Raw genomic sequence first — 22,445 nt, forward strand, 5'->3', positions numbered from 1 at the left:
GCAAGGCGGTGTTGCGGCGGCGCGCAAAGTGGGACTGCACCCCTCAAAGATTGAGGGGATGGGGGAGTTAAAGTGGGCTTGTCCACTTTGTTTGTTAGAGGAAAGAATTTTTCAAATATTAGCGTGAGAGGTCCACTTTGCTTTCATTTTTGTGTTGACAGAAAAGGCAGAATAAACTATAATGAGTGTACTAAGATATATAATACACTTAAAACACGGAATACATGCCGATTATATTGCCGGGAAAGGAGCTATGCCATGATTATATTGGACTATCAAGATAGAAGGCCCATCTATGAACAAGTGGTGGAGAAAATTCAGCTCCTCATAGTCCGAGGAGTTCTTGCTCCGGATAGTCAGCTTCCATCGGTAAGAAAGCTGGCTATGGAGCTGTCTATTAATCCAAACACAATACAGCGGGCTTATGCGGAATTGGAACAGCAAGGGTTCATATACCCTGTCAAAGGCCGGGGGAATTTTGTCTCGCCAAATGCGGAATTGATTCAACGCCAAAAAGAATTATATTACAGGGATTTGAAAAAGATAGTGCGCCTCTGTAAGAAGCTGGGAATTTCCAAAGAAGAATTGCTGGAACAGGTAGCAGCATATTATGAGGAGGAAGGCTTATGATTGAGATAAAAGAGATAAACAAAAGGTTCGAGGATGTGCAGGCAGTTTCGGATTTGACGATGAAGATAGTAGAAGGGGAAATTTTTGGATTGGTGGGAACCAATGGTGCAGGAAAAAGTACGTTGATGCGGATGATCTGTGGAATCCTCAGACCGGATGAAGGAGAAATCACGGTGGATGGAGAGCAGATTTATGAAAATCCCAAAATGAAAGAGCAGGTATTTTATATATCTGATGATAGCTATTTTCCGGCAAACGCCACGCCCTCAGCGATGGAAGAGTTTTATCGCAGATATTACCCGGCTTTTGACTCCACAAGATTTTATAAAATGCTCTCGCAGTTTAATCTGAAAAGTGACCGGAAAATACATACATTTTCCAAAGGCATGAAAAAGCAGCTCAGTCTGCTTTTGGGGTTGAATGCCAATACCAAATACTTGCTGTGTGACGAGACTTTTGACGGGTTAGACCCTGTGATGCGTCAGGCTGTAAAAAGCCTGATGGCTTCAGAAATTTTAAATAGAAATTTTACACCGGTAATAGCATCTCACAATTTAAGGGAATTAGAGGATATCTGTGACCATGTGGGTCTGCTGCACCAAGGAGGAATTTTGCTGTCGAGAGATTTAGAGGATATGAAGTTCCATATCCACAAAGTTCAATGCGTGCTGACAGAAGAGCGAATGGAGGAACAGCTTAGAAAAGAGTTGGACATCCTGGCATGTGAGAGACAGGGATCTTTACTTATGATTACGGCGAGAGGGACGAAGACAGAAATTATGGAGAGAATTCAGAGCAAAAATCCGCTTTTCTGCGAAATCATCCCGTTAACCTTGGAAGAAATCTTTATCAGCGAAACGGAGGTGGCTGGCTATGAAGTCAAGAATCTTCTCTTCTAGTATGGTGAAAGAGAACTTGAAACAACGGATATGGATTCCAGCGCTGGTGACGGTAGGATTGATTGTCTTATATCCAATTTATCTGATGATTCAATTTGATTTGTGGTGTGACCAAAAACTTACTTATGAGATGATTCAGAGAGGATATGAGAGATTTCTGGCTGTCTCAGGAATGAACATGCACACAGGGATTGTGGCAGTGGTGGCAGGATTGATCTGTGCAGTGGCAGGATTTGAATATCTTCATTCTAAGAAGAAGTTGGATTGTTATCACAGCCTTCCGGTCAAGCGAGGACAGATTTATTGGCAGCATGTGTGGGCTGGATTGCTAAGCTTTATCGTACCGCTAATTTTAGCTGTTTTTCTTGCAATTTGCGTGGGAGCTTCACATGGCTATTTCAGTTTTCACTTCGTAAAACTTGGTTTGCTAAATATTGTGGGGTATTCTGTGCTGTTTTTGTTGGTCTATGGGGTCAGTTTACTGGCAATGATGTTGACAGGCAGAGTGTTGGTTGGAATATTGGGTTCCTGCGTACTGCTTGTCTATATGCCTGCGCTTATGCAGATGTTCAAAGGATATGAATCAGTATTTTTCAAGACTTGTGCAGCTGAGTATGCAAAGGCAGGCGGAATTTTCAAGGTGCTGGAAAATTATGGTTCTCCATTGAGCTGGTGGGTAAATGTAGCTGACAGAAATAGAAATGGAGAATCTGTGCTGGTATTGCTGATTGGCGGTTTGACAGTGGGAATTTTGCTTTTGATCTTAAACTATTGGATCTATCACAGGAGACCTACAGAAGCGGCAGGGCATTCTATGGCATTTTCTATGGCAGCGCGTGTCATTCAGTATTTCATTGAAATCCCTCTGGTTTTGATTATGGGACTTATAGGACATGAGATGGTAATAAAGCACCAAAATATTTGGTGGGTAATCTCTATGGTAGTGGGGCTAGTGATTATTCATGGTGTGATAGAAGTGATCTATTATGCGGATTTTCGAAAGTTTTTCAGACATCTGGGTCACCTAGGAATTTCAGCGGTTGTGGTCGCTGTGATCTGTGTGATTTATAAAGCGGATTTGATAGGATATGACCGTTATCTTCCGGCCCAGGATAAGCTAGAAAGTTTGGATGTATCTTCAGAAAGTCTGACAGGGAGTTACCATGTACATTTGACGAAACAAGGAGATCTGGTGACTTTTGAGAATCATACAGATTCCGAAAGTGATTATTTGAAATTGGATGCCGGAGATAGAATGTATGATTTGATTGAGAACACGATAAATAATTTGGATGAAAAAACATCGGAGAACGAGGAGATACAGATTCAAGTACGCTATTGCCTGAAAAACGGAAAGAAGGTATATAGATCCTATAGTGTGATGCAGGAAGCTCTAAAAGAGGCTGCTCAGACTATTCCGAAGACAGGACAGCTGAAAGAGGCGCTTTACCCTCAGTTAGAAGAGAAAAGCAAATATGTGACGGATATCGGCTATGAAAACGGTGTTTATTATACTGTGTACAGTCAAGGTGAAATTGCGATGAAAACCGGCCAGGAAAAGAATAAGCTTTTAAGCTTGCTTGCTCAGGACGTACAGGAAGCAGATAGCTCAGTCTTTGAGGAAGAACCCATAGGCGTTCTCAATGTCTCGTACAGCAATATAATATCCACAATGTTTAGTAGCGATGGGTATGGAAATGAGGCACTACTGATTTATCCAGGATTCAGCAGAACTTGTGAATATCTGAAAGAACTGGGAATTGAGCCAAAGGATGAGTTGAAATTGTCTCAGATCGAACAGATTAATATCTATCAATGGGATGAAGAGAACCAAGAAGAGATGGAGACATATACAAACCAGGAAGATATCAAGAAACTGCTTCCTAGACTGAAGTTGGCGAATACTTGGACAGCATGGTTGGATGTAAGAGATCTCAGTCGGAATGTGGAAATCGTATTAAAGGATAAGGCTGGTTCAGAACAGAATATTCGCTATGGGTATTATTTAGTGCCTGAAGAATAAGGTAATATGAGACACCCTTTGTAAACCTTGATAAAAAAGACGGTTAATTTTATTTTATTATCAGGGGGATACTGAAAGCTGGGAAGTGAGAGCTGTTCATTTCCCAGCTTTATTAAAATTAAAGAGAATAAAAGTGTGGATAGCGGCATATTTTGGGCATTTTCCGGGAAAAGAGCTTGCGCAAGTAAAGGTTTTGTGCTATACTCTGAGAGTCGCAAAAAAATAAACACGCATAAGGATTTTGAAGAACGGTGCCTGTAAAACGTCGGCAGGTTTCAGAAAAATAGGAATTATGCGGAAGAAAAACCAAAAGGAGATTTTTAAAATGGGCGTTATTTCAATGAAACAACTTTTAGAAGCAGGTGTTCATTTTGGACATCAGACCAGAAGATGGAACCCGAAAATGGCTCCATATATCTACACCGAGCGTAACGGTATCTACATCATCGACTTGCAGCAGTCTGTGGGAATGGTTGACGATGCTTACAATGCAGTAGCAGATATCGTGGCAGACGGTGGAACCATTCTGTTTGTGGGAACTAAGAAACAGGCTCAGGATGCCATCAAGACTGAGGCAGAGCGCTGCGGAATGTTCTATGTAAATGAGAGATGGTTGGGCGGTATGCTGACCAACTTCAAGACTATTCAGAGCAGAATTGGAAGATTAAAAGAGATTGAGGCTATGGAGGCTGATGGAACGTTTGATGTTCTGCCTAAGAAAGAGGTTATCGAGCTGAGAAAAGAGATGGCGAAGCTGCAGAAGAACCTGGGCGGAATCAAAGAAATGAAGAAGATTCCAGATGCTATTTTTGTTGTAGATCCGAAGAAGGAGAGAATTTGTGTTCAGGAAGCTCACAGCCTTGGGATTCCGCTGATCGGAATCTGTGATACGAACTGTGACCCAGAAGAACTGGATTATGTAATTCCAGGAAATGACGACGCGATTCGTGCGGTAAAACTGATCGTATCCAAGATGGCAGATGCTGTGATCGAGGCGAACCAGGGTACTGCTGAGGAGGCAGAGGTAACCGAGGAAGAGTTTGTGGAAGAGACACAGGCTGAGGAAGAGTAAGAACATAAAATTAGGAGGAATTTGAGATGGCTATCACAGCAGCAATGGTAAAAGAGTTAAGAGAGATGACCGGCGCCGGAATGATGGACTGTAAGAAGGCTCTTACAGCGACAGAAGGCGATATGGATAAAGCAGTCGAGTTCCTGAGAGAAAAAGGACTGGCTACCGCACAGAAGAAAGCCAGCCGTATTGCGGCTGAAGGTCTGGTAAAAGTTCTAGTATCTGCTGATGACAAAAAGGCAGTTGCCGTTGAGGTCAATGCGGAAACCGACTTCGTTGCGAAGAATGAGAAATTCCAGAATTATGTGGCACAGGTGGCTGAGCAGGCTATGGATACCAGCGCAACAGATATCGAGGCTTTTCTGGCTGAGCCATGGAAGTTCGATACTTCTAAGACTGTAAATGAAGCTCTGGCTGGACAGATCGCAGTGATCGGTGAGAATATGAACATCCGCAGATTCTATCAGATGACTGAGGAAAATGGTTTTGTCGCTTCTTATACTCATATGGGTGGAAAAATCGGCGTGCTTGTGGATGTCGAGACTGATGTTGTGAACGATGCAGTTCGCGAGATGGCTAAGAACGTGGCTATGCAGTGTGCAGCTTTGAAACCTCTGTATACCAGCAGAGATGAGGTGGACGCTTCTTATATCGAGCATGAAAAAGAGATTCTGACTGTACAGGCTAAGAATGAGAAACCAGATGCAAACGATAAGATCATCAATGGTATGGTTATGGGACGTATCAATAAAGAGCTGAAAGAGATCTGTCTGCTGGATCAGGTATATGTAAAGGCTGAAGACGGAAAACAGCCGGTTGGCAAATACGTTGAGAGCGTTGCAAAAGAAAACAATGCAAAGATCACGATCAAAGGTTTTGTTCGTTGGGAGACCGGCGAGGGAATCGAGAAGAGAGAAGAGAACTTTGCTGAGGAAGTCGCAAAACAGATGGCAGGAAATTGAGAGAATTTTAAATCCCAAATATATTTATAACGAAGTGAGTGAGACCCGTGGGAATAATACCCACGGGTTTTGTCTGAATTGCGAGATGATAAGGAGATAATATACAGATGAAAAAGTTTATTGAAGAGTTTAAAGCATTTGCTCTCAGGGGAAATATGATGGATATGGCAGTTGGTGTTATTATCGGTGGTGGATTTACAGGAATTGTGACATCTCTTACCGATAATGGTATTAATCCGCTTTTGAATTTCATAACAGGGGCAGAAACTTATACTTTACAGAATATCGCCGGTTTTGGATCAAAATTTATATCGGATTTTGTGAATTTTTTGATTCTGGCGTTTGTGTTATTTTGCCTTTTAAAAGGAATCAACAAATTGATGTCGCTAGGGCAGAAGAAAGAGGAGGCGGTTGAAAAGATTTCTACGAAAGTATGTCCATTTTGTCTGAGTGAAATTCCTCTTGAAGCTACGCGGTGTGCCCATTGTACTTCCGTGCTGGAGGAAAAATAGGATAAAAGAACGCTGAGGTTAATCCTTGAAATTCCGTAAAACGGGGAGTTTCAAGGATTTTTTTAGGAAATGATATATTAATAGAAAGAGTAAAAAATAGGAATGTAATCTGCGAATAAACTTAAGAAATGTGTTTAAAGTTAAGTTTGGAAGATCGTATGGACGAGGACTATATAAATTTATTAAGTACAAGTATTTGATAACCACGCCTTCTGAGTGTAAAATGTCCATTGAGGCGATGCAGAGGTATTGTGTAGTATAAAGATGGGTGAGAAAGGAGACGGGCATTTATGGAGACAGGGAGATTTATTGAAATAATGAATTCGGGTGAGAAAATTGCTGCGGGTTCAGAGACACATCGGTATATGACAAAGCTAAGTTTTGAGGCGATGAAGGTGACGGCATGTCTGAATCAAGGGTACCATGAACCGGAGGAAATTCGAGAGCTATTCTCAGAGCTGATAGGAAAAGAGGTAGATGAGAGTTTTGGCCTGTTTCCGCCTTTTTACACGGACTGCGGTAAAAATATACATTTGGGCAGACAGGTTTTCATCAATTCCAGCTGTCATTTTCAGGACCAAGGTGGTATTTATATCGGCGACGGTACGTTGATTGGTCACTGCGTCACTCTGGCTACGTTGAATCATGAACAAGACCCAGAGCACAGAGCGGATTTACTTCCAAAGCCGATTTACATTGGGAAAAATGTCTGGATTGGAGCAAACGTGACGGTAACTCAAGGAGTTACCATCGGAGATGGAGCGATTGTAGCTGCCGGAGCAGTGGTGACAAAAGATATTCCGCCAAGAGTGATAGCAGGCGGGGTTCCAGCCAAGGTTATAAAAGAAATAGGGAGGCGGAAGTGATTGCACTGATCTACTATACGAGATGGTGGGACAGATGAAGACTTTGTTGGACAGAGTTGCTGGGTATCGGTAGAACAACAAAGACTAAAGACTGTTAGATAATAATATTGTTAGCAGTTTTTTTATGTTATAGGAAAGCCTTGTCACGTTGAGGTGTGACAAGGCTTTTCCTATAACATAGATGCTCCACTAAGGATACGCGAAACAGCGCAAATCCAGCATTCTCTCTTAAATTTCCCTTAATTTTCGAAATCAGGACTTTTAAGAGGATGAAAATATACTTATAATATAGAAAAGAGATGGAGGTGAGAGTTACTGCATCCAGTAACGTAAAAAGGATGAGACAGGCAAAATTACTGATTGTGGATGATAATCGTGAGCTCTGTGAACTGTTGGAGGGTATCCTGCGAAAAGAAGGCTATGAGCAGGTCAGAGCTGTCTATAGCTGTGCGGGTGCCGAGATGGAGATTCAAAGAGAAAAACCAGATCTTATGATTTTAGATGTGAACTTTCCAGGAGAGGACGGCTTCTCCTTTTTTCAGAGAATCCAAAAGCGCACCGATCTGCCCGTATTGTTTCTCTCTGCCAGAGACGGGAATGAAGATAGGATTACCGGGCTTGGCTTAGGGGCGGATGACTATATGACAAAACCGTTTCTGCCAAAGGAGTTGACTCTGCGTGTGGCGGCGATTCTTCGGAGAACTTATCGAGAGGAGGATTCCTGGGAGGAATTAAGGTATCAGATTGGGGAGAGAGAGGTGGATTTGGCAGCCGGTGTGGTACGGATTCCTGACGGCAGTCAGACGAAGGAGCTGGGACTGACCAACAAGGAATTTCAGCTTTTGAAGCTGTTTTTGGAGAATCGAGGCAGAATTCTAACCTTTGATCTGCTCTCAGAATCTGTGTGGGGTGAAAACTACTATGGATATGAAAATACCCTGATGGTACATATCCGAAAGCTGAGGGAGAAAATTGAGGAAAATCCCTCCAGTCCCCGGTATTTGATTACCGTGAAAGGATTGGGATATCGGCTTTTAAAAGAGTGAGAGGAAGGCATAGATGAAAGGCTTGATTAAGATATATTTGAAGTATACAGGCTCGGCGGTGGCGATTATTTTCCTTTTTTTAAGTCTGGTCTTTGCCATGGTTGCGTGGTCGGCGGGAAAGAGTTATGTGAAAAGTGAAAATTTTCAAAAATACTCGGTACAGACGCTGGCTGAGAATATGAAATTGAATGCGGACAAGGAAATTGTGAATGTACGGCAGGTGGAGGAAATGGCAAAGCAGGCCGGGGCGGAATTTTTGATGCTTTTAAATGAGGGAGGAGAGATTACCTGGAGTTATCGTCTTCCCAGGGAATTGAATCACAATTATTCAGCGGCGGAAATAGCAAGTTTTTCGAGATGGTATCTGGGAGATTATCCAGTGACGTCCTGGGAGATCAATGGGCAGCTCCTGGTGCTCGGTTATCCTGCGGGAAGCGTCTTTCGCTACAGTTTCTATCAGGATTTTGATACTTTCTATATGACACTTTCGCTGTTTAGGAATGCTTTTCTGATTTTTATTCTTTTCACTCTGCTGACCATTGGATTTCTGGGATATCGCTATTACCGTAAAATGATGGTTTTCACAGTAGCTATGGAAGATCTGGCTGCCGGTCGGGAGGTTCTCTTGTCAGAGACTGGAAGTATGCGGGAGTTTGCTCGCAGCATTAATCAGACTTCCGATAAGCTGAAAAAACAGGCTAAAATGCTGAGCAGACGGGATGAGGCCCGCACAGAGTGGATTAGCGGAGTGTCCCACGATATCAGAACTCCACTGTCTTTGGTACTGGGGTACTCCAATCTGTTGGAGGAGCAGGCCTGCACAGATGAGAAGATTCGGAAGGAAGCGTCTGTGATACGGCAAGAAAGTCTGAAAATTCGAGATCTGATTGAAGATTTGAACCTTACTTCAAAGCTGGAATATCATATGCAACCTCTGAGGATGGAGCAGGTGTATCCGGTTCAAATTTTGCGCAAAGCGGTTGCGGACTTGCTGAATTCCATTGTTATGGAGGAGGGGAGCTATCCGATTCAGCTGCGCGTCAGCAGGGAGTTTGAATCTCTGAACTTGAAGATGGATGAGAAGTTGATGGCCAGGGCCTTTCGAAATGTAATTGGCAACTGTGTCCGGCACAACGAAGAAGGCTGTGAGATTGACGTGGAGGCGGACTGCTCGAAAAAGTGGATGAGGGTGGCGGTCACAGACACGGGCCAGGGGATACCGGCTGAGATCTGTCGTTATATCAATGAAGGGGGAGAAGAGCCAAAGAGACATATCATGGGGCTTAGGATTGTCAAGCAGATTGTAAATGCCCATGGAGGAAGGCTTGAGATTGAGGAGGACGGACATCGAGTGACAATTCAGATTCCCCTTCCGTGAGAAGACCAAAGTGTGAGGCAAAAAGATTGGAGGAAACAAAATGAAAATCAGAACAGCTATGGCTGGGGATTTGAAGGAACTTGCGAGGATTGAGGCACGCTGTTTTCCGGAGGCGGAGGCTGCGTCAGCCGAGGAGATGAGAAGAAGGCTGGAGGTTTACCCAGATCATTTTTGGATCTTGGAAAAAAAAGGAAAAATAGTTACCTTCATCAATGGCATGGTGACCAATGAGCGAACCATCCGCGACGAGATGTTTTGTCGAGCGGAGCTTCATGAGGAAGGCGGGGAATGGCAGGCGATTTTTGGTGTGAATACGCTTCCTGAGTACCAGGGACAAGGGTATGCGTCTTTGGTGATGCGTCAGGTCATTGCAGACGCGAAGGTCCAGGGCAGGAAGGGGTGTATTCTGACCTGCAAGGAGGAACTCTTGCCGTTTTATGAAAGGTTTGGATACCGAAATGAGGGAGTTTCCCAGTCTGTCCATGGAGGGGCAGTCTGGTATGATATGAGTTTGATTTTTTAAGATAGAAAAATGTAAAAAGGAGAGGTGAAGGTATGAAATACGCAGAAGAAGGGCTTCAATACCACATTGGACTTAAAAAAGGGGATGTGGGAAGATATGTGATTCTTCCGGGAGACCCTAAACGGTGTGAAAAAATCGCAAAACATTTTGAGGACTCCCGATTTGTGGCGGATAACCGGGAATTCGTGACTTACACCGGTTTTTTGGATGGACAAAAGGTGAGCGTGACTTCCACGGGAATCGGAGGCCCGTCCACGGCGATTGCGGTGGAGGAGCTGGTGAAAGCAGGAGCGGACACCTTTATCCGCGTGGGCACTTGCGGCGGGATGCAGAAGCAGATTCAAAGCGGAGATACAGTGATTGCCCTAGGCTCTGTGCGTATGGAGGGGACTAGCCGAGAGTATGCTCCCATCGAGTATCCCGCCGTGGCAGATTTCCGGGTGGTGTCTGCTCTGGCGGAGGGAGCGAGGAAGCTGGGACAGAGATACCATGTGGGCGTAGTTCAGAGCAAAGACTCTTTTTATGGACAGCATTCCCCTGAAGCGAGTCCAGTAGGCTATGAGCTGAGTGCGAAGTGGGAGGCGTGGAAACGTTTGGGCTGCCTGGCGTCAGAGATGGAGGGAGCCGCTCTGTTCACCGTGGGCGCAGCCCTGGGGGTGCGCTGTGGGGCGGTATTTTTGACTATGGCAAACCAGGAGAGAGAAAAAGCAGGGTTGGAAAATCCCGTGGTGCATGACACGGAAAGGGCGATTCAGACTGCGGTGGAGGCATTGAGAATTTTGATTCGCCAGGAGCAGCAGACTTTTTAATGGGATGAGAAAAAACTTGTTACGCTAATGCGTGAAAGTTTTTTCCTATCACATAAACGCTCCGCTAAGGATGCGCACATTGCAATAAGGTAGTGCACCGCAAAGCGGTGTTACGGCGGCGCGTAAAGTGGGACGCGCCCCTCAAAGACTGAGGGGAAGGAGAGCTGGAATGTGCTTACCCACTTTGTTCAGATTGAAACGAGGGTTGGAAAATGAAAGAAATTTTGATAAAAGCTTACGAGGCCATGGAAAATGCGTATGCCCCCTATTCAAATTATCGTGTGGGTGCCTGTGTGAAACTGGCAGACGGGGAGTTCATTCCCGGGGCCAACGTGGAGAACGCGGCTTATGGGTCGAGTATGTGTGCGGAGAGAAACGCGGTATATGGCGCGTATTCCCGGGGATATCGGAAGGAAGATATCGAAGAGCTGGCGATTGTCAGTGAGGGAAGGACATTGGTGACTCCCTGCGGGGCTTGCCGTCAAGTCTTGGCGGAACTGCTGGACCCGGATACGCCAATTTATCTGATGAGCGATGGGGTGGCGAAGACCACGAGTATTCGGGAACTTTTACCCTGGGCCTTTGGGGCAGATAGTCTGGAGTAATTTCTTCTTGACTTAGAGTAGGCTCCAAGTGGTATTCTGAGAATACAAATAAGTTGGAGGAGAAAGAAATGGATTATCGGAGACTGGGAAATACCACTTTGGAAGTTAGTGAGATTGGAATGGGCTGCGAAGGGTTTGTGGACAAAAATGAGAAACAGATCGCGGGACTGGTGGATTTGATGGAACGGGAAGGTGTGAATTACCTGGATTTGTATACGCCAAATCCTCAGGTCAGAAGCGGGCTTGGGAAGGCTCTGAGAGGACGGCGGGAGAGGTTCCTCCTGCAGGCTCATCTGTGCACAATCTGGAAGAACGGGCAGTATGAGAGGACACGAAACATTCAGGAGGTGAAGGCGGGTTTTGAGGATTTGCTGCTGCGCCTGGAGACAGATCATGTAGAGATCGGCATGGTCCACTATGTGGACACAATGGAGGACTGGCAGGCCGTCTCAGAAGGGGTGGTCATGGAGTATGCCCGTGATTTGAGAGAGCGGGGCGTAATACAGTGTATCGGCCTGAGCAGCCATAATCCTGTGGTTGCTTTGGAAGCGGTAAAGAGTGGCCTGATTCAGGTGTTGATGTTCAGTGTGAACCCCTGCTACGATTTGCAGCCGGCCAGTGAGAACTGTGAGGAGCTCTGGGATGAAAAGAATTATCAGGGGCAGCTTTTAAATATGGATGCAGACAGGCAGGAGCTCTATGAGACTTGCAGCAGGCTTGGGGTTGGAATCACCGTCATGAAAGCTTTTGGAGGAGGAGATCTTCTGAATGAACAGCTGTCTCCCGCAGGAAAATCCCTGACGCCCTGTCAGTGCATCCATTATGCTCTGACTAGGCCGGCGGTGGCCACCGTGCTGTCAGGAGCCCGCACAGAGCAGGAGCTGCAGGAAAGTCTAGCTTATGTGACAGCCTCAGAGGAGGATAGGGACTTTGCCAAGGCATTCGCTGGTTTTCCTAGGATGAGCTGGAAGGGCCACTGTATGTACTGTGGCCACTGTGCGCCTTGTCCTAAGGAAATCGATGTGGCTGCGGTTACAAAGTTTTTAAATCTTTCTAAGGCCCAGGGCAGTGTGCCAGAGACTGTGAGAGAGCACTATCAGCTTTTGGCTCACAAGGCCGATGAATGTGTAGAGTGTGGGGCCTGTGAGAAGAGATGTCCCTTTGAGGTGGCAGTGATTGAAAACATGAGACAGGCAAGAGAAGTGTTTGGCACCGGGAGGTGAAGGGATGACCATCGCTGAGGTGAGCAGAAAATATGAAATTTCGGCGGATACGCTGCGCTACTATGAGAGAATCGGCCTGATACCACCCGTTCCCAGAAACAAAAGTGGGATACGAAACTATGACGAGGCATCCTGCCAGTGGATTGAGCTGATGATCTGTATGAGAAAGGCTGGAGTTCAGATCGAGGCACTGGTGGAGTATGTGGAGCTCTTCCAGCAGGGGGATGCCACCATTGATGCACGCAAGGAGATTCTGATCGAGCAGCGGGAACGTCTGACGGCGAAGATGAATGAGATGCAGGCTTCATTGGACCGTCTGAATCAGAAGATCAATGGATACGAGAAAGTGTTAGCGGCGGAGAGGCAGCTGCTGAACCGGAGAAAGGAGAAAAAATGAAAAAGTCTGTGAGAGCGGGAGCTCTCACAGGCTTTTTTATTTACTAAAAAATACCGTTGGATTTCCTAAAAAAAGAAATTGACAAGTGATATATACTGTTATATACTGTTTATTAACAGGAGGGCAATATGAAAATAATAATCAATAACTCTTCTCAACAGCCCATTTATGAGCAGATTGTAGAACAGATAAAATCCCTGATTATTGCTAGGGAGCTGAGAGAACACACGATGCTGCCATCGGTGAGAGGGCTTTCTAAAGAGCTGAGAATCAGCGCCTTGACGGTCAAAAAGGCCTATGATCGTCTGGAAGAAGAGGGCTTTGTCACGACTGTCCATGGAAAGGGAAGTTTTGTGGCGAGCACGAATCAAGAGCTGTTGATGGAGGAACACCGAAAAGAAGTAGAGGCAGATCTGGAGGTGGCAGTGCGCAGAGCCAGGATCTGCGGGATGAAGGATGAAGAGATTCGAGAACTGTTTGACTTGATTATGGAGGATGAATAAGATGCTGAAATTGGAAAACGTGAGGAAGCAATACCCGGGATTTCTGCTAGACTGTTCGTTGGAAGTTCCAGAGGGATATATTACAGGTCTGATCGGGCAGAACGGAGCAGGAAAGACCACGACTTTCAAAGCTATTTTGGATTTGATTTCTGTGGATTCTGGCAAGATCACGGTGATGGGAAAAGATCACCAGGAATTGAATCAGAAGGACAGAGAAAAGATTGGCGTGGTGCTTGCAGGGAGTAGTTTCTATGATGGGCTGAACGTGAGGCAGATTGCTAGTGTCATGGAGCAGATGTATCCACAGTTTTCCGGCGGGGAATTTTTAAAGCTCTGTGGTCGTTTCGGACTTCCTGGGGATAAAAAGCTAAGAGAATTTTCCACCGGTATGTCCGCGAAACTGAAGCTGCTGACTGCAATCAGTCACAATCCCAGACTTTTGATTCTGGATGAGCCGACAGCGGGGTTGGATGTGGTGGCGAGAGGAGAAATTCTAGATATGCTCAGGACATATATGGAAGATGGCACGAGGTCGATTCTGATCAGCTCTCATATTTCTAGCGATTTGGAGGGTCTGTGCGACGATCTCTATATGATACATGGGGGAAAAGTGATTCTTCATGAGGAGACGGACGTACTCCTCAACAATTATGCTCTACTGAAGGTGAGCGAAGCGCAATACCGGAGACTGGAACGAAAGTACCTGCTTAGAGTCAAAAAGGAAAGTTATGGTTACAACTGTCTGACACGGCACGGTCAGTTCTTTTTGGAAAATTACCCGGACATGGTGGTGGAGACTGGTTCCATGGATAATGTGATTATGATGTTGGTGAAAGGAGAAGGGGTATGAGAGGACTTCTGATGAAAGATTTTTATATGCTGCTGGAGATGAAGAAATTCGCGGGCATGATGGCAGTGATTGGGCTTTTGTTGCTGATTACTAATTCAGGGGGTGAGGGCTTTGTGATCAGCTATATGACCATCATGTCGGCTTTTATGGTACTTTCGACTCTGAGCCAGGATGAGGGCGGGAAAGGAATACAGTTTTTGCTGACTTTGCCAGTCACCAGAAAGATCTATGTAAAGGAGAAATACTGTCTGGGTCTGTTGAATGGAATTGGTTTTTGGCTTGTGTCCGCTGTGGTAGTGGGAATCGTCACAGCTGTGAGAAATCGAGGGACAGCACCTGTAGATTTTATCTGGGAGTGTCTGCTCTATCTGACCGTTTTATTTGCGATGCTGGCATTGATGCTGCCGGTCCAGCTTAAATATGGAGGAGAGAAAGGAAGACTTGTGATTGTGATTGCTGTCGCAGTGATTTTGTGTGTGGCGATTGGAAGTGCAAAATTCATGGAAAGAGCCAATGTGGATGCCAGCGGGACTGTAGAGTGGATTGCCGCTCACAGCGTTTTCAGCTATGGTCTGCTGGTTGCGGTGTTGCTGGCCCTACTGTGGATTTCCTACAGAATTAGTTTGCATGTTATGGAGAAAAAACAGTATTGATTATTTCTGGACTTCTCTGCTGTAATCTGTTAAAATAAAAGAAAGTAAATTTGAGCCGGTCCGCAAAGAGTATAGGGACCGGCTTAAAAACGGGAAGGATGAAAATTTATGGAACTGACTCCTATTACTTTCTTGATTGTATGTCCTCTGGTCTTTTTGGGGGCCTTAGTAGATGCCATCGGCGGCGGAGGAGGGCTGATTACACTTCCGGCTTATATCTTGGCGGGCGTACCGGTACATATGTCCATTGGGACGAACAAGCTTTCCTCCATGACAGGAACCTGCTTTTCCACATTCCGCCTGTGCCGGAATCGATTTATGGACGGAAAGATTGTCCTGCCTACGATTGTCGCCTCGTTAATCGGTTCTTCCATCGGGGCGCATCTGGCCTTGATGGTAGATGAGAGGGTGATGAAAATTGTCCTGCTCTGCGTTCTTCCGGTAGCTGCCTTCTATGTCCTGAAGAACAAGGAGATGGGGCAAGACGGTAAGCAGGAGGTCCAGGGAGTGCTCCGATATGTGATTGTCACTGTGGCAGCTTTTGTGATTGGCGGTTATGACGGCTTCTATGGCCCAGGGACGGGGACGTTTCTGTTGCTGGTCTACACGGGGCTTGCCAGGATGGATGTGCGGACTGCGGCGGGCAATGTTAAGCTGGTGAACCTGGCCTCTAACGTGTCAGCTTTTGTGACTTTTTTCATGAATGGAAAGATTCTTTTTACGCTGGGATTGGCTGCCTCCGTGTTCAGCATCGCAGGCCATTATATCGGAGCAGGGATGGTGATTAAGAACGGGACGAAGATTGTTCGGCCGATAATCCTGGTAGTGCTGGCGATTTTGATGGTAAAGCTGGTGACAGAATTAATTTAGAGAGGGATAGAGGATGAAGATTGTGTTTTTAGAGAGAGCAGCAGTGGGAAAGGATATCGATCTGTCTGCGTTCGAGAAATTTGGCGAGGTGGTCTGCTACGATACAACGCTTTCTGAGGAGGTGCCTAGGAGAGTGGCGGATGCGGAGGTTGTGGTGATCAACCGTCTGCGGATGAATGAGGAGTCTTTGAAAGACGCAGGGAATCTAAAACTTATCGCCATAACGGCTACAGGGACGAATATGATTGATTGGGATTATGTCAGGAGTCGGGGAATCCAGGTGGAAAATGTCAGAGGGTATTCTACCAATGCAGTGGCACAGCACACGTTTGCTCTGGCTCTGGCATTGATTCATAAGATTTGTTACTATGATCGCTTTGTAAAAAGTGGAGGGTATTGCGGCACGGAAGGTTTGTATGAGTTTGAGAGAGGTCTGTTTGAATTGCAGGGAAAGACCTGGGGAATCATAGGGATGGGTGCGATCGGCAGGAGAGTGGCAGCACTGGCAGAGAATTTTGGATGTAACGTGATTTATTACTCCACCTCCGGGGAAAACCGGGAGCAGCCTTATGAGTGTGTAGATTTGGACGGGCTCCTTGCCCGCTCGGATATCCTGTCTATTCACGCGCCTTTGAATGAGAAGACGGAAGGACTTTTGGATAGGAGGGCCTTTGCGAAAATGAAACCCACCGGGATTCTAATCAATGTGGGTAGGGGACCGATTGTGGATGAGGGAGATTTGGCGGAAGCCTTGAAGACGGGGCAACTTCGGGCGGCCGGTCTGGATGTGTTGTCCCAGGAACCCATGAACCCTGAGAATCCGCTTCTTCAGATACAGGACAGCAGTAGACTGCTGATTACACCTCATATGGCCTGGACACCGGTGGAGACCCGCAAAAGAGTGATCGAGGAAGTCCATAAGATTGTCCAGAGGTATGTCACAGAAAAGAACTTGTCACACGAATGTCCTACGCGATGACAGAAAAAAGATGCAGAATTCAAAGACAAAGAATCTGCATCTTTTTTTATGTAATTAGGAAAGACTTTGCCACATTAATGCATGAAAGTTCTTTCCTATTACATAATTGAAGTAGATTTGCCCCTTTGTTCTTATGTTGACTATTCCAGCATTACAGAGGGGTGTTTTTTACAAGTAGCGAGGCTTACGGTGAGCAGCAAGACTCCACAGGCAATCGCGCCCGGGACGGCGGCTCCGAGGCCGAAGGGCTGTCCTGCCAGTTTCCAGCCGACGCATACCACAAAGCCGCCGATCATCGCTGACAGGATACCAGCAGTCGTGGCTTTCTTCCAGTAGAGAGCGGCCAGAGCGGGCAGGCCGGCGGCTGCCGCGTAGAAGGACCAGGCGAACATCAGCACATCGTAGGCGCTCTTGATGTAAAGCGCGATGATAAGGGCTCCCAGGGCCAGAATTATGGAGAAAATTCTGGATAAAAGGATTTCCATCTTGGAATCCATATCTTTTTTCACAGTCTTGCCTAGGTCGTGTACACAGGTCTGTACAGACACTAGGAGGTAGCTGTCAGCCGTACTCATCATAACGGAGAGAATTCCGGCCACAGCTAGACCGGTGAGACCAGGAGGCAGAACCTTCACAGCTAGGGCAGGAATCACGGCATCAGGACTACCGTAATCGCTCACCACGGTGGGAAGTATCTGTTGTGCGGCTAATCCCATGAAGAGAATCAGAAAGATCGTCACGGCATAGACGGCGGTTCCACAGAACATGCCTCTGCGCGCGGATTTGGCGTCTTTTGCGGCGAAGGAGCGTTGCCACATCTCAGCGCCGGCCATGGTGAATACCAGGTAGGTCACAATGTCTCCCAGAATTTCGCCGTCTATGCGAGGAATCAGATAACTCTTGTCTAGGTTGGTCCAGAACTCGGAGATGCTTCCGATCTCGATCACACTGGCTGTCGGTACCATGAGATAGACGAAGATCAGTAGCATAAAAAATTGCAGGACATCGGTGTACACGACGCCGAATAATCCGGAGGCGGCAGTGTAGACGAAGAAAATAATCGTGGCAATTAGAGCGCCCATCTCATAAGAAATTCCCACCTGATCTCCCAGAAGGCGGATGATCGTAGCCGTGGCAGTCACCTGTGCTGCCACAGTTCCCATCATTGTCAAGGCGACCATGACTGCCAGGATGCACTTGGAGGATTTTCCGAAGCGCCGAGAGAAAAGTTCGGGAATGGAAGTAATTCCATAGGTAGCTCCGACCTTTTGAATTCGTCCGGCCAGACCGGAAAAGATGAACATACCAATTAGATAGGGAACAGCAGTCATCACACATTTGAATCCGTCAGTGAAGGCGAGTCCGGCGCGTCCCATCATAGCACTTCCGCCTATGATTGTAGCGCATACGGTGGCAGTCAGTACTACAGGGCCTAAGGTTCTGCCGGCAACATAGTAGTCTCCAGGGTTCTTAATGCGTTTTACGAAATAAACGCCCACGAGAAGCATACCGATCAGGTAGGCTCCGATGATAAGAAGGTCCAGCAATGTAAGCTCGAGCATACGATAACTCCTTTCTTTGGTGGAGCCGAGTTTCATAAAAACGTTTGAAATTTTATGATTGAAATATCGTTTATTTATAGGAGTAAGCTTTCACACGTTAGCATGAAAAAACTTATCTTATGACGTGAAAAAACCGTCCACGAAAAGATGAACGGCGAAAAAGATTGTGTGAACTATGCTGATTTAGGATAGATATAGAAATTTTTTCACAGAACAAAACCTTCTTCGCCTACGAGATTAGCTGACGGGTTAGAGAAGAAGGTTCTCTTTCAAAAAGAATTCACCCCAGAGATTGGTTCTCCCGTTGTTTTGTATAACACTCGGCGGATTTTTTAGTGACTATTTATACATATTTTAGCATAAAGCTTTTGTTATGTAAAGTTTTATAGTATAAATATACAAATTTTTTGTAACTATTCAGCCATGCGATTGAGAAGAACAAAAATCCGGAGCAAGCTTGCTTGCAGAGAAGTTTGTCTCTTATCAGGCATATGGCGCTTAGCCATAAGCGAGGATTTCGCCGCATATGTGGCGATATAAGCTGCGCAGCAGCTAATTCGAGCGGTTATGCCTGAATCGTTACAATTTTAGTATTATTGAAATCCTTGGGCGCTGTTTTCATATATGTAAATGTGTCGAGTAATCAGTGTAAGGAAAATTTTTTGAATGTAAAATATAAAAGATAAAGACGAACGATTTTGAGGAAAAAGCGGCTATTTTTAGGTGAAAATGGAAGGAATGTAAAATATTAATCAATGTAATGTAAAATCTATGTGTAATCTATTGACGAACAGGGCTTCGATGTTATGATAAAATTAATCGTATCATAATAAATTGCGATTGTGGAAATCCTAAGGAAGAAAGAAATTTGACCGAGAGATAATAATTCTGAAAAGCCTTTCTGAGGAGGGAGACGACAAAGGTAACCAAAAAGTTGTGGTTATACAAAAGAGTATGGAGGGAACAAGGTGGAAATCACAGATATTTTAAGTCTTTTGGGTGGACTGGCACTGTTTCTGTACGGAATGCAGATGATGAGCAATGGCTTGGAAGCAGCAGCTGGAAACAAAATGAAAAAAATTCTGGAAAAATTGACAGCGAACCGTTTTCTAGGAATTGCTGTGGGTGCAGGTATCACAGCGGTGATTCAGTCTTCATCGGCGACGACAGTTATGGTCGTAGGCTTTGTAAATTCAGGGATGATGAGACTGGAGCAGGCGGTTTGGATTATCATGGGTGCGAACATTGGTACTACAATCACAGGTCAGTTGATTGCCCTGGATGTGGGAGCTATCGCTCCGATGTTTGCGTTTTTAGGTGTGGCAATGGTAGTTTTCCTGAAAAATCCTAAGCTTCACCATTACGGAATGATTATTGCAGGGTTAGGTATCCTGTTCATTGGCATGGAAATGATGAGCAGTGCGATGATGCCGTTGAGAGACTCAGAGGCATTTGTCAGCCTGATGACCAAGTTTTCAAATCCAATTTTGGGAATCTTAGCCGGTGCAGCGTTTACAGCATTGATTCAGTCTTCTTCTGCGTCTGTGGGTATCCTACAGGCATTGGCAGTCAGTGGTGCGATCAGTCTGTCTAGTGCAGTGTTTGTTTTGTTTGGCCAGAATATCGGTACCTGTATCACAGCGGTTTTAGCATCTATCGGAACCAGCAGAAATGCAAAACGTGCGACGATTATCCATTTGATGTTCAACATCATAGGTACTATTATTTTTACAGTCATCTGCATTTTCTTCCCGCTGGCACATGTGATCGAGAATCTTACGCCGGGGAACCCAGCATCCCAGATTGCCAATATGCACACACTGTTCAATATTACGACAACCTTGTTGTTGGTTCCGTTTGGCAGTTATCTGGCTCGACTGGCAAAACGGATTCTGCCGGAAAAACAAGGAGAGAACGATGAGGAGATGCATTTGGAATACATCCGCTATATGGAAAACAAAGGAGAACGTTCCATTGGTAACTCTTCGATCGCGATCAATGGTATCCGTAAGGAGCTAGAGAGAATGGCGGATATGGTTCAGAAAAATGTAGATTTGAGTTTCCGAGCAATCAAGGAGGAGAAACCAGAGTATTTAGATGAGGTTTCCCAAAGAGAGGAATATATTGATTACCTGAACAAAGAAATCTCAAAGTATATATCGAATATCATTGTGACGGAGACCAACGAGGAGGATTCACGGCTGATTAGTGCCTATTTTAAGACTTCCACGAACCTAGAACGGGTGGGAGATCATGCGATGAATTTGTGTGAATACACGCAGATGCTGAAGAAAAAGGAAATCAGTCTATCTAAGACCGCAATGAATGAGCTGGATGCGATGCATGAGATGAGTATGCAGGCGATGAAGCTGTTAAGCTGTATCGGACATCCAACCCATGAGGGATATGAGGAGATCGTGGAGATCGAGCAAGAATTTGATGATATGACAGATCAGTGTAGAAAACGCCAGATGGACCGCATGCGTACCGGTAAGTGTTCTGATGAGGGCTGTGTGATCTATTCTGAGATGTTGACGGACTTTGAGAGAATCGGAGACCATATCTTAAATATCGGGGAAGAGATGGCGGAGGCGACCAGTACTTTAGAGGTTGCGTGAGAGGTGAAGGCTCTTTCGTAAATGGAAAAATGAAGAATTGCAATTCCTATAGTTAGATGGTATACTTTTGTGCGACAGGGGAAACTCCTGATTTACAGAATGAAGAGGAAGAACAGATGAGTTTTTCGAAGAAAGATACCTCGGCAGTAAAAGGAATTGCAATTCTTTTAATGTTTGCCTACCATTGTTTTTCAACGATAGACAGGATGCAGGGAGTGGATGTAAGTTTTTATCCGTTCTCAAAAGAATTTGGCATGTATTTGGCAGGTCAGATGAATGTATGCGTGTCCATGTTTTTGTTTCTGTCCGTCTATGGAATGACCGTATCTGCGAAAAAAGCGTTTCCAGATTACCGGATGACTTCCAGACAGTGTACAGAGTTTGTCTGTGTCAGATATATAAAGCTGATGTCTTCTTTTTGGATTCCGTTTGCTTTTTGTGAGGTTGCGTCCTTGATTTTGAGTCCCTCTTCTTTTTCAGCGTATGGCTCTTCTGTTCCAAGAGTCGCGGCTAACATGGCCGTGGAAGCTCTGGGGCTGAGTGAGTTCTTTGGGACGGCCAAACACATCGGGACTTGGTGGTATATCAGCTTGGCGGTGCTGTTGGTGGTATTGCTGCCGCTGCTTTTGGCTGTCTATCGAAGATTTGGCGGACTTGTGCTCATAGGATTGTTTGTGATGCTGCCTCCGATGCTGTTGGACACAGGAAAGAATATGTCTAGATATCTGCTGGTGGTTCCATTGGCCATCTGCTGTGCAGATCAGGGAATTTTGGAGAGATATAAGAATTGGTCCTGGTGTAAGAAACCAGTTTTGGACGGACTGCTCAAAGTGACCTGGACGCTTCTGTTGGCTGCGGCTGTGGCCTATGTGAGAAAGTCCTCTTGGGGAGTCAAATATATGGAATATCCGCTGGTGGGGCTTTTGGGCTTTCTTTTGATTCTGCTGGCCTATTCCATTTTGGACCATATGAAACCAGTTCAAAGGGTTTTGATTTATCTGGGAAATCATTCCGGTGATATGTTTTTTATACACACGTTTTTCCGGGGAATTTGGTTTGAGGGTTGGCTCTACTCATTCAAACATGCACTATTAATCGAGCTGGTCTTAGTGGCAGCGACACTTTTGTGTTCTCATTTTCTGGATTTGGTGCGTCGTGTCATTAGATATCCGAAAATCATCCAATGGGCGAGCGATCTGGCTTTGCGGACAGTGACGGGGACAGCAGAGGAGAATAGAAAACCTATGACGAAGAGTTAAATGAAAAAGACTTCCGCGATGAGAGCCTTTGGTTGGTCTCAGAGACGGAAGTCTTTTTCATACATATAGGAAGAAATGAACATACCGAATATAGATTAACTTCGGCTTTATGTGAAATTATTATAGCATATCTTTTTGTGGAATTCAATATATTGTAGAAAATATCTAAAAAATTTTAAATTATGGTGCTTTAATAGGAAAAAGTG

At 45.3% G+C, this 22,445-nt stretch carries 22 protein-coding genes and 1 riboswitch; of the genes, 21 read left to right on the forward strand and 1 reads right to left on the reverse strand.

The features are described 5' to 3' along the window. Positions 1-258: 258 nt before the first annotated feature. From BLHYD_RS04085 to BLHYD_RS04175, 19 genes are all read left to right on the forward strand, one after another. Positions 259-630, forward strand: a complete 372-nt coding sequence (locus BLHYD_RS04085) for a GntR family transcriptional regulator (protein ID WP_005949102.1) — start codon at positions 259-261, stop codon at positions 628-630. Continuing rightward, positions 627-1,529, forward strand: coding sequence for an ABC transporter ATP-binding protein (locus tag BLHYD_RS04090; protein WP_021844579.1), 903 nt, complete (start codon positions 627-629; stop codon positions 1,527-1,529). The genes BLHYD_RS04085 and BLHYD_RS04090 overlap by 4 nt, the downstream gene beginning before the upstream one ends. Beyond that, the gene (locus BLHYD_RS04095) at positions 1,504-3,552 is read left to right on the forward strand and encodes a DUF6449 domain-containing protein (protein ID WP_040350640.1); all 2,049 of its coding nucleotides are present in this window, start codon (positions 1,504-1,506) and stop codon (positions 3,550-3,552) included. The genes BLHYD_RS04090 and BLHYD_RS04095 overlap by 26 nt, the downstream gene beginning before the upstream one ends. Before the next feature lie 325 nt (positions 3,553-3,877). Further along, on the forward strand, positions 3,878-4,624 hold the full coding sequence (rpsB, locus tag BLHYD_RS04100; RefSeq protein WP_021844581.1) for a 30S ribosomal protein S2: 747 nt from the start codon (positions 3,878-3,880) through the stop codon (positions 4,622-4,624). Positions 4,625-4,650: 26 nt separating this feature from the next. Continuing rightward, a complete protein-coding gene (gene tsf / locus BLHYD_RS04105) occupies positions 4,651-5,586 on the forward strand; it encodes a translation elongation factor Ts (protein ID WP_021844582.1) in 936 nt (311 codons plus the stop codon). Positions 5,587-5,693: 107 nt separating this feature from the next. Continuing rightward, entirely contained in the window at positions 5,694-6,098 is a 405-nt protein-coding gene (gene mscL, locus BLHYD_RS04110; RefSeq protein WP_005949117.1) for a large conductance mechanosensitive channel protein MscL, read from the forward strand. Positions 6,099-6,388: 290 nt separating this feature from the next. Continuing rightward, on the forward strand, positions 6,389-6,964 hold the full coding sequence (locus BLHYD_RS04115) for a sugar O-acetyltransferase (protein ID WP_005949119.1): 576 nt from the start codon (positions 6,389-6,391) through the stop codon (positions 6,962-6,964). 299 nt (positions 6,965-7,263) lie between these two features. Further along, the gene (locus tag BLHYD_RS04120; protein WP_005949120.1) at positions 7,264-8,010 is read left to right on the forward strand and encodes a response regulator transcription factor; all 747 of its coding nucleotides are present in this window, start codon (positions 7,264-7,266) and stop codon (positions 8,008-8,010) included. A gap of 13 nt (positions 8,011-8,023) precedes the next feature. Beyond that, on the forward strand, positions 8,024-9,388 hold the full coding sequence (locus tag BLHYD_RS04125; RefSeq protein ID WP_005949121.1) for a sensor histidine kinase: 1,365 nt from the start codon (positions 8,024-8,026) through the stop codon (positions 9,386-9,388). Between the two features lie 40 nt (positions 9,389-9,428). Continuing rightward, positions 9,429-9,911: a GNAT family N-acetyltransferase gene (locus BLHYD_RS04130; protein WP_005949122.1), complete on the forward strand. Its 483-nt coding sequence runs from the start codon at positions 9,429-9,431 to the stop codon at positions 9,909-9,911. A 32-nt stretch (positions 9,912-9,943) separates the two neighbouring features. Beyond that, complete coding sequence (gene udp, locus BLHYD_RS04135; RefSeq protein ID WP_005949125.1) at positions 9,944-10,720, forward strand: uridine phosphorylase; 777 nt, start codon at positions 9,944-9,946, stop codon at positions 10,718-10,720. 212 nt (positions 10,721-10,932) lie between these two features. Then, a complete protein-coding gene (gene cdd, locus BLHYD_RS04140) occupies positions 10,933-11,325 on the forward strand; it encodes a cytidine deaminase (RefSeq protein ID WP_005949127.1) in 393 nt (130 codons plus the stop codon). A gap of 68 nt (positions 11,326-11,393) precedes the next feature. Continuing rightward, positions 11,394-12,548: an aldo/keto reductase gene (locus BLHYD_RS04145; RefSeq protein ID WP_040350642.1), complete on the forward strand. Its 1,155-nt coding sequence runs from the start codon at positions 11,394-11,396 to the stop codon at positions 12,546-12,548. 4 nt (positions 12,549-12,552) lie between these two features. Then, the gene (locus BLHYD_RS04150) at positions 12,553-12,945 is read left to right on the forward strand and encodes a MerR family transcriptional regulator (RefSeq protein ID WP_005949130.1); all 393 of its coding nucleotides are present in this window, start codon (positions 12,553-12,555) and stop codon (positions 12,943-12,945) included. A gap of 128 nt (positions 12,946-13,073) precedes the next feature. Further along, a complete protein-coding gene (locus tag BLHYD_RS04155; RefSeq protein ID WP_005949132.1) occupies positions 13,074-13,448 on the forward strand; it encodes a GntR family transcriptional regulator in 375 nt (124 codons plus the stop codon). Between the two features lies 1 nt (position 13,449). Then, positions 13,450-14,298, forward strand: a complete 849-nt coding sequence (locus tag BLHYD_RS04160; protein ID WP_021844587.1) for an ATP-binding cassette domain-containing protein — start codon at positions 13,450-13,452, stop codon at positions 14,296-14,298. Further along, positions 14,295-14,951 (forward strand): ABC-2 transporter permease, encoded by a 657-nt coding sequence (locus tag BLHYD_RS04165; RefSeq protein ID WP_005949136.1) that lies wholly within the window; start codon positions 14,295-14,297, stop codon positions 14,949-14,951. The genes BLHYD_RS04160 and BLHYD_RS04165 overlap by 4 nt, the downstream gene beginning before the upstream one ends. A gap of 108 nt (positions 14,952-15,059) precedes the next feature. Beyond that, positions 15,060-15,821 carry a sulfite exporter TauE/SafE family protein gene (locus BLHYD_RS04170; RefSeq protein ID WP_005949138.1) on the forward strand — a complete coding sequence of 254 codons (762 nt, stop codon included), beginning with the start codon at positions 15,060-15,062 and terminating at the stop codon, positions 15,819-15,821. A gap of 13 nt (positions 15,822-15,834) precedes the next feature. Continuing rightward, on the forward strand, positions 15,835-16,800 hold the full coding sequence (locus BLHYD_RS04175; protein WP_005949140.1) for a D-2-hydroxyacid dehydrogenase: 966 nt from the start codon (positions 15,835-15,837) through the stop codon (positions 16,798-16,800). Between the two features lie 140 nt (positions 16,801-16,940). On the opposite strand, the gene BLHYD_RS04180 is transcribed toward BLHYD_RS04175, so the two are convergent. Next, positions 16,941-18,362, reverse strand: a complete 1,422-nt coding sequence (locus BLHYD_RS04180; RefSeq protein ID WP_021844590.1) for a sodium:solute symporter family protein — start codon at positions 18,360-18,362, stop codon at positions 16,941-16,943. Positions 18,363-18,573: 211 nt separating this feature from the next. Continuing rightward, positions 18,574-18,698: riboswitch (cyclic di-AMP (ydaO/yuaA leader) on the reverse strand. 632 nt (positions 18,699-19,330) lie between these two features. Between BLHYD_RS04180 and BLHYD_RS04185 the strand changes: the two genes are divergently transcribed. Further along, positions 19,331-20,980 carry a Na/Pi cotransporter family protein gene (locus BLHYD_RS04185; protein ID WP_005949146.1) on the forward strand — a complete coding sequence of 550 codons (1,650 nt, stop codon included), beginning with the start codon at positions 19,331-19,333 and terminating at the stop codon, positions 20,978-20,980. A gap of 116 nt (positions 20,981-21,096) precedes the next feature. Next, positions 21,097-22,239, forward strand: coding sequence for an acyltransferase family protein (locus tag BLHYD_RS04190; protein ID WP_196795177.1), 1,143 nt, complete (start codon positions 21,097-21,099; stop codon positions 22,237-22,239). Positions 22,240-22,445 lie beyond the last annotated feature (206 nt).

This window comes from Blautia hydrogenotrophica DSM 10507 (genome assembly GCF_034356035.1).
Classification (GTDB): Bacteria; Bacillota; Clostridia; order Lachnospirales; family Lachnospiraceae; genus Blautia_A; species Blautia_A hydrogenotrophica.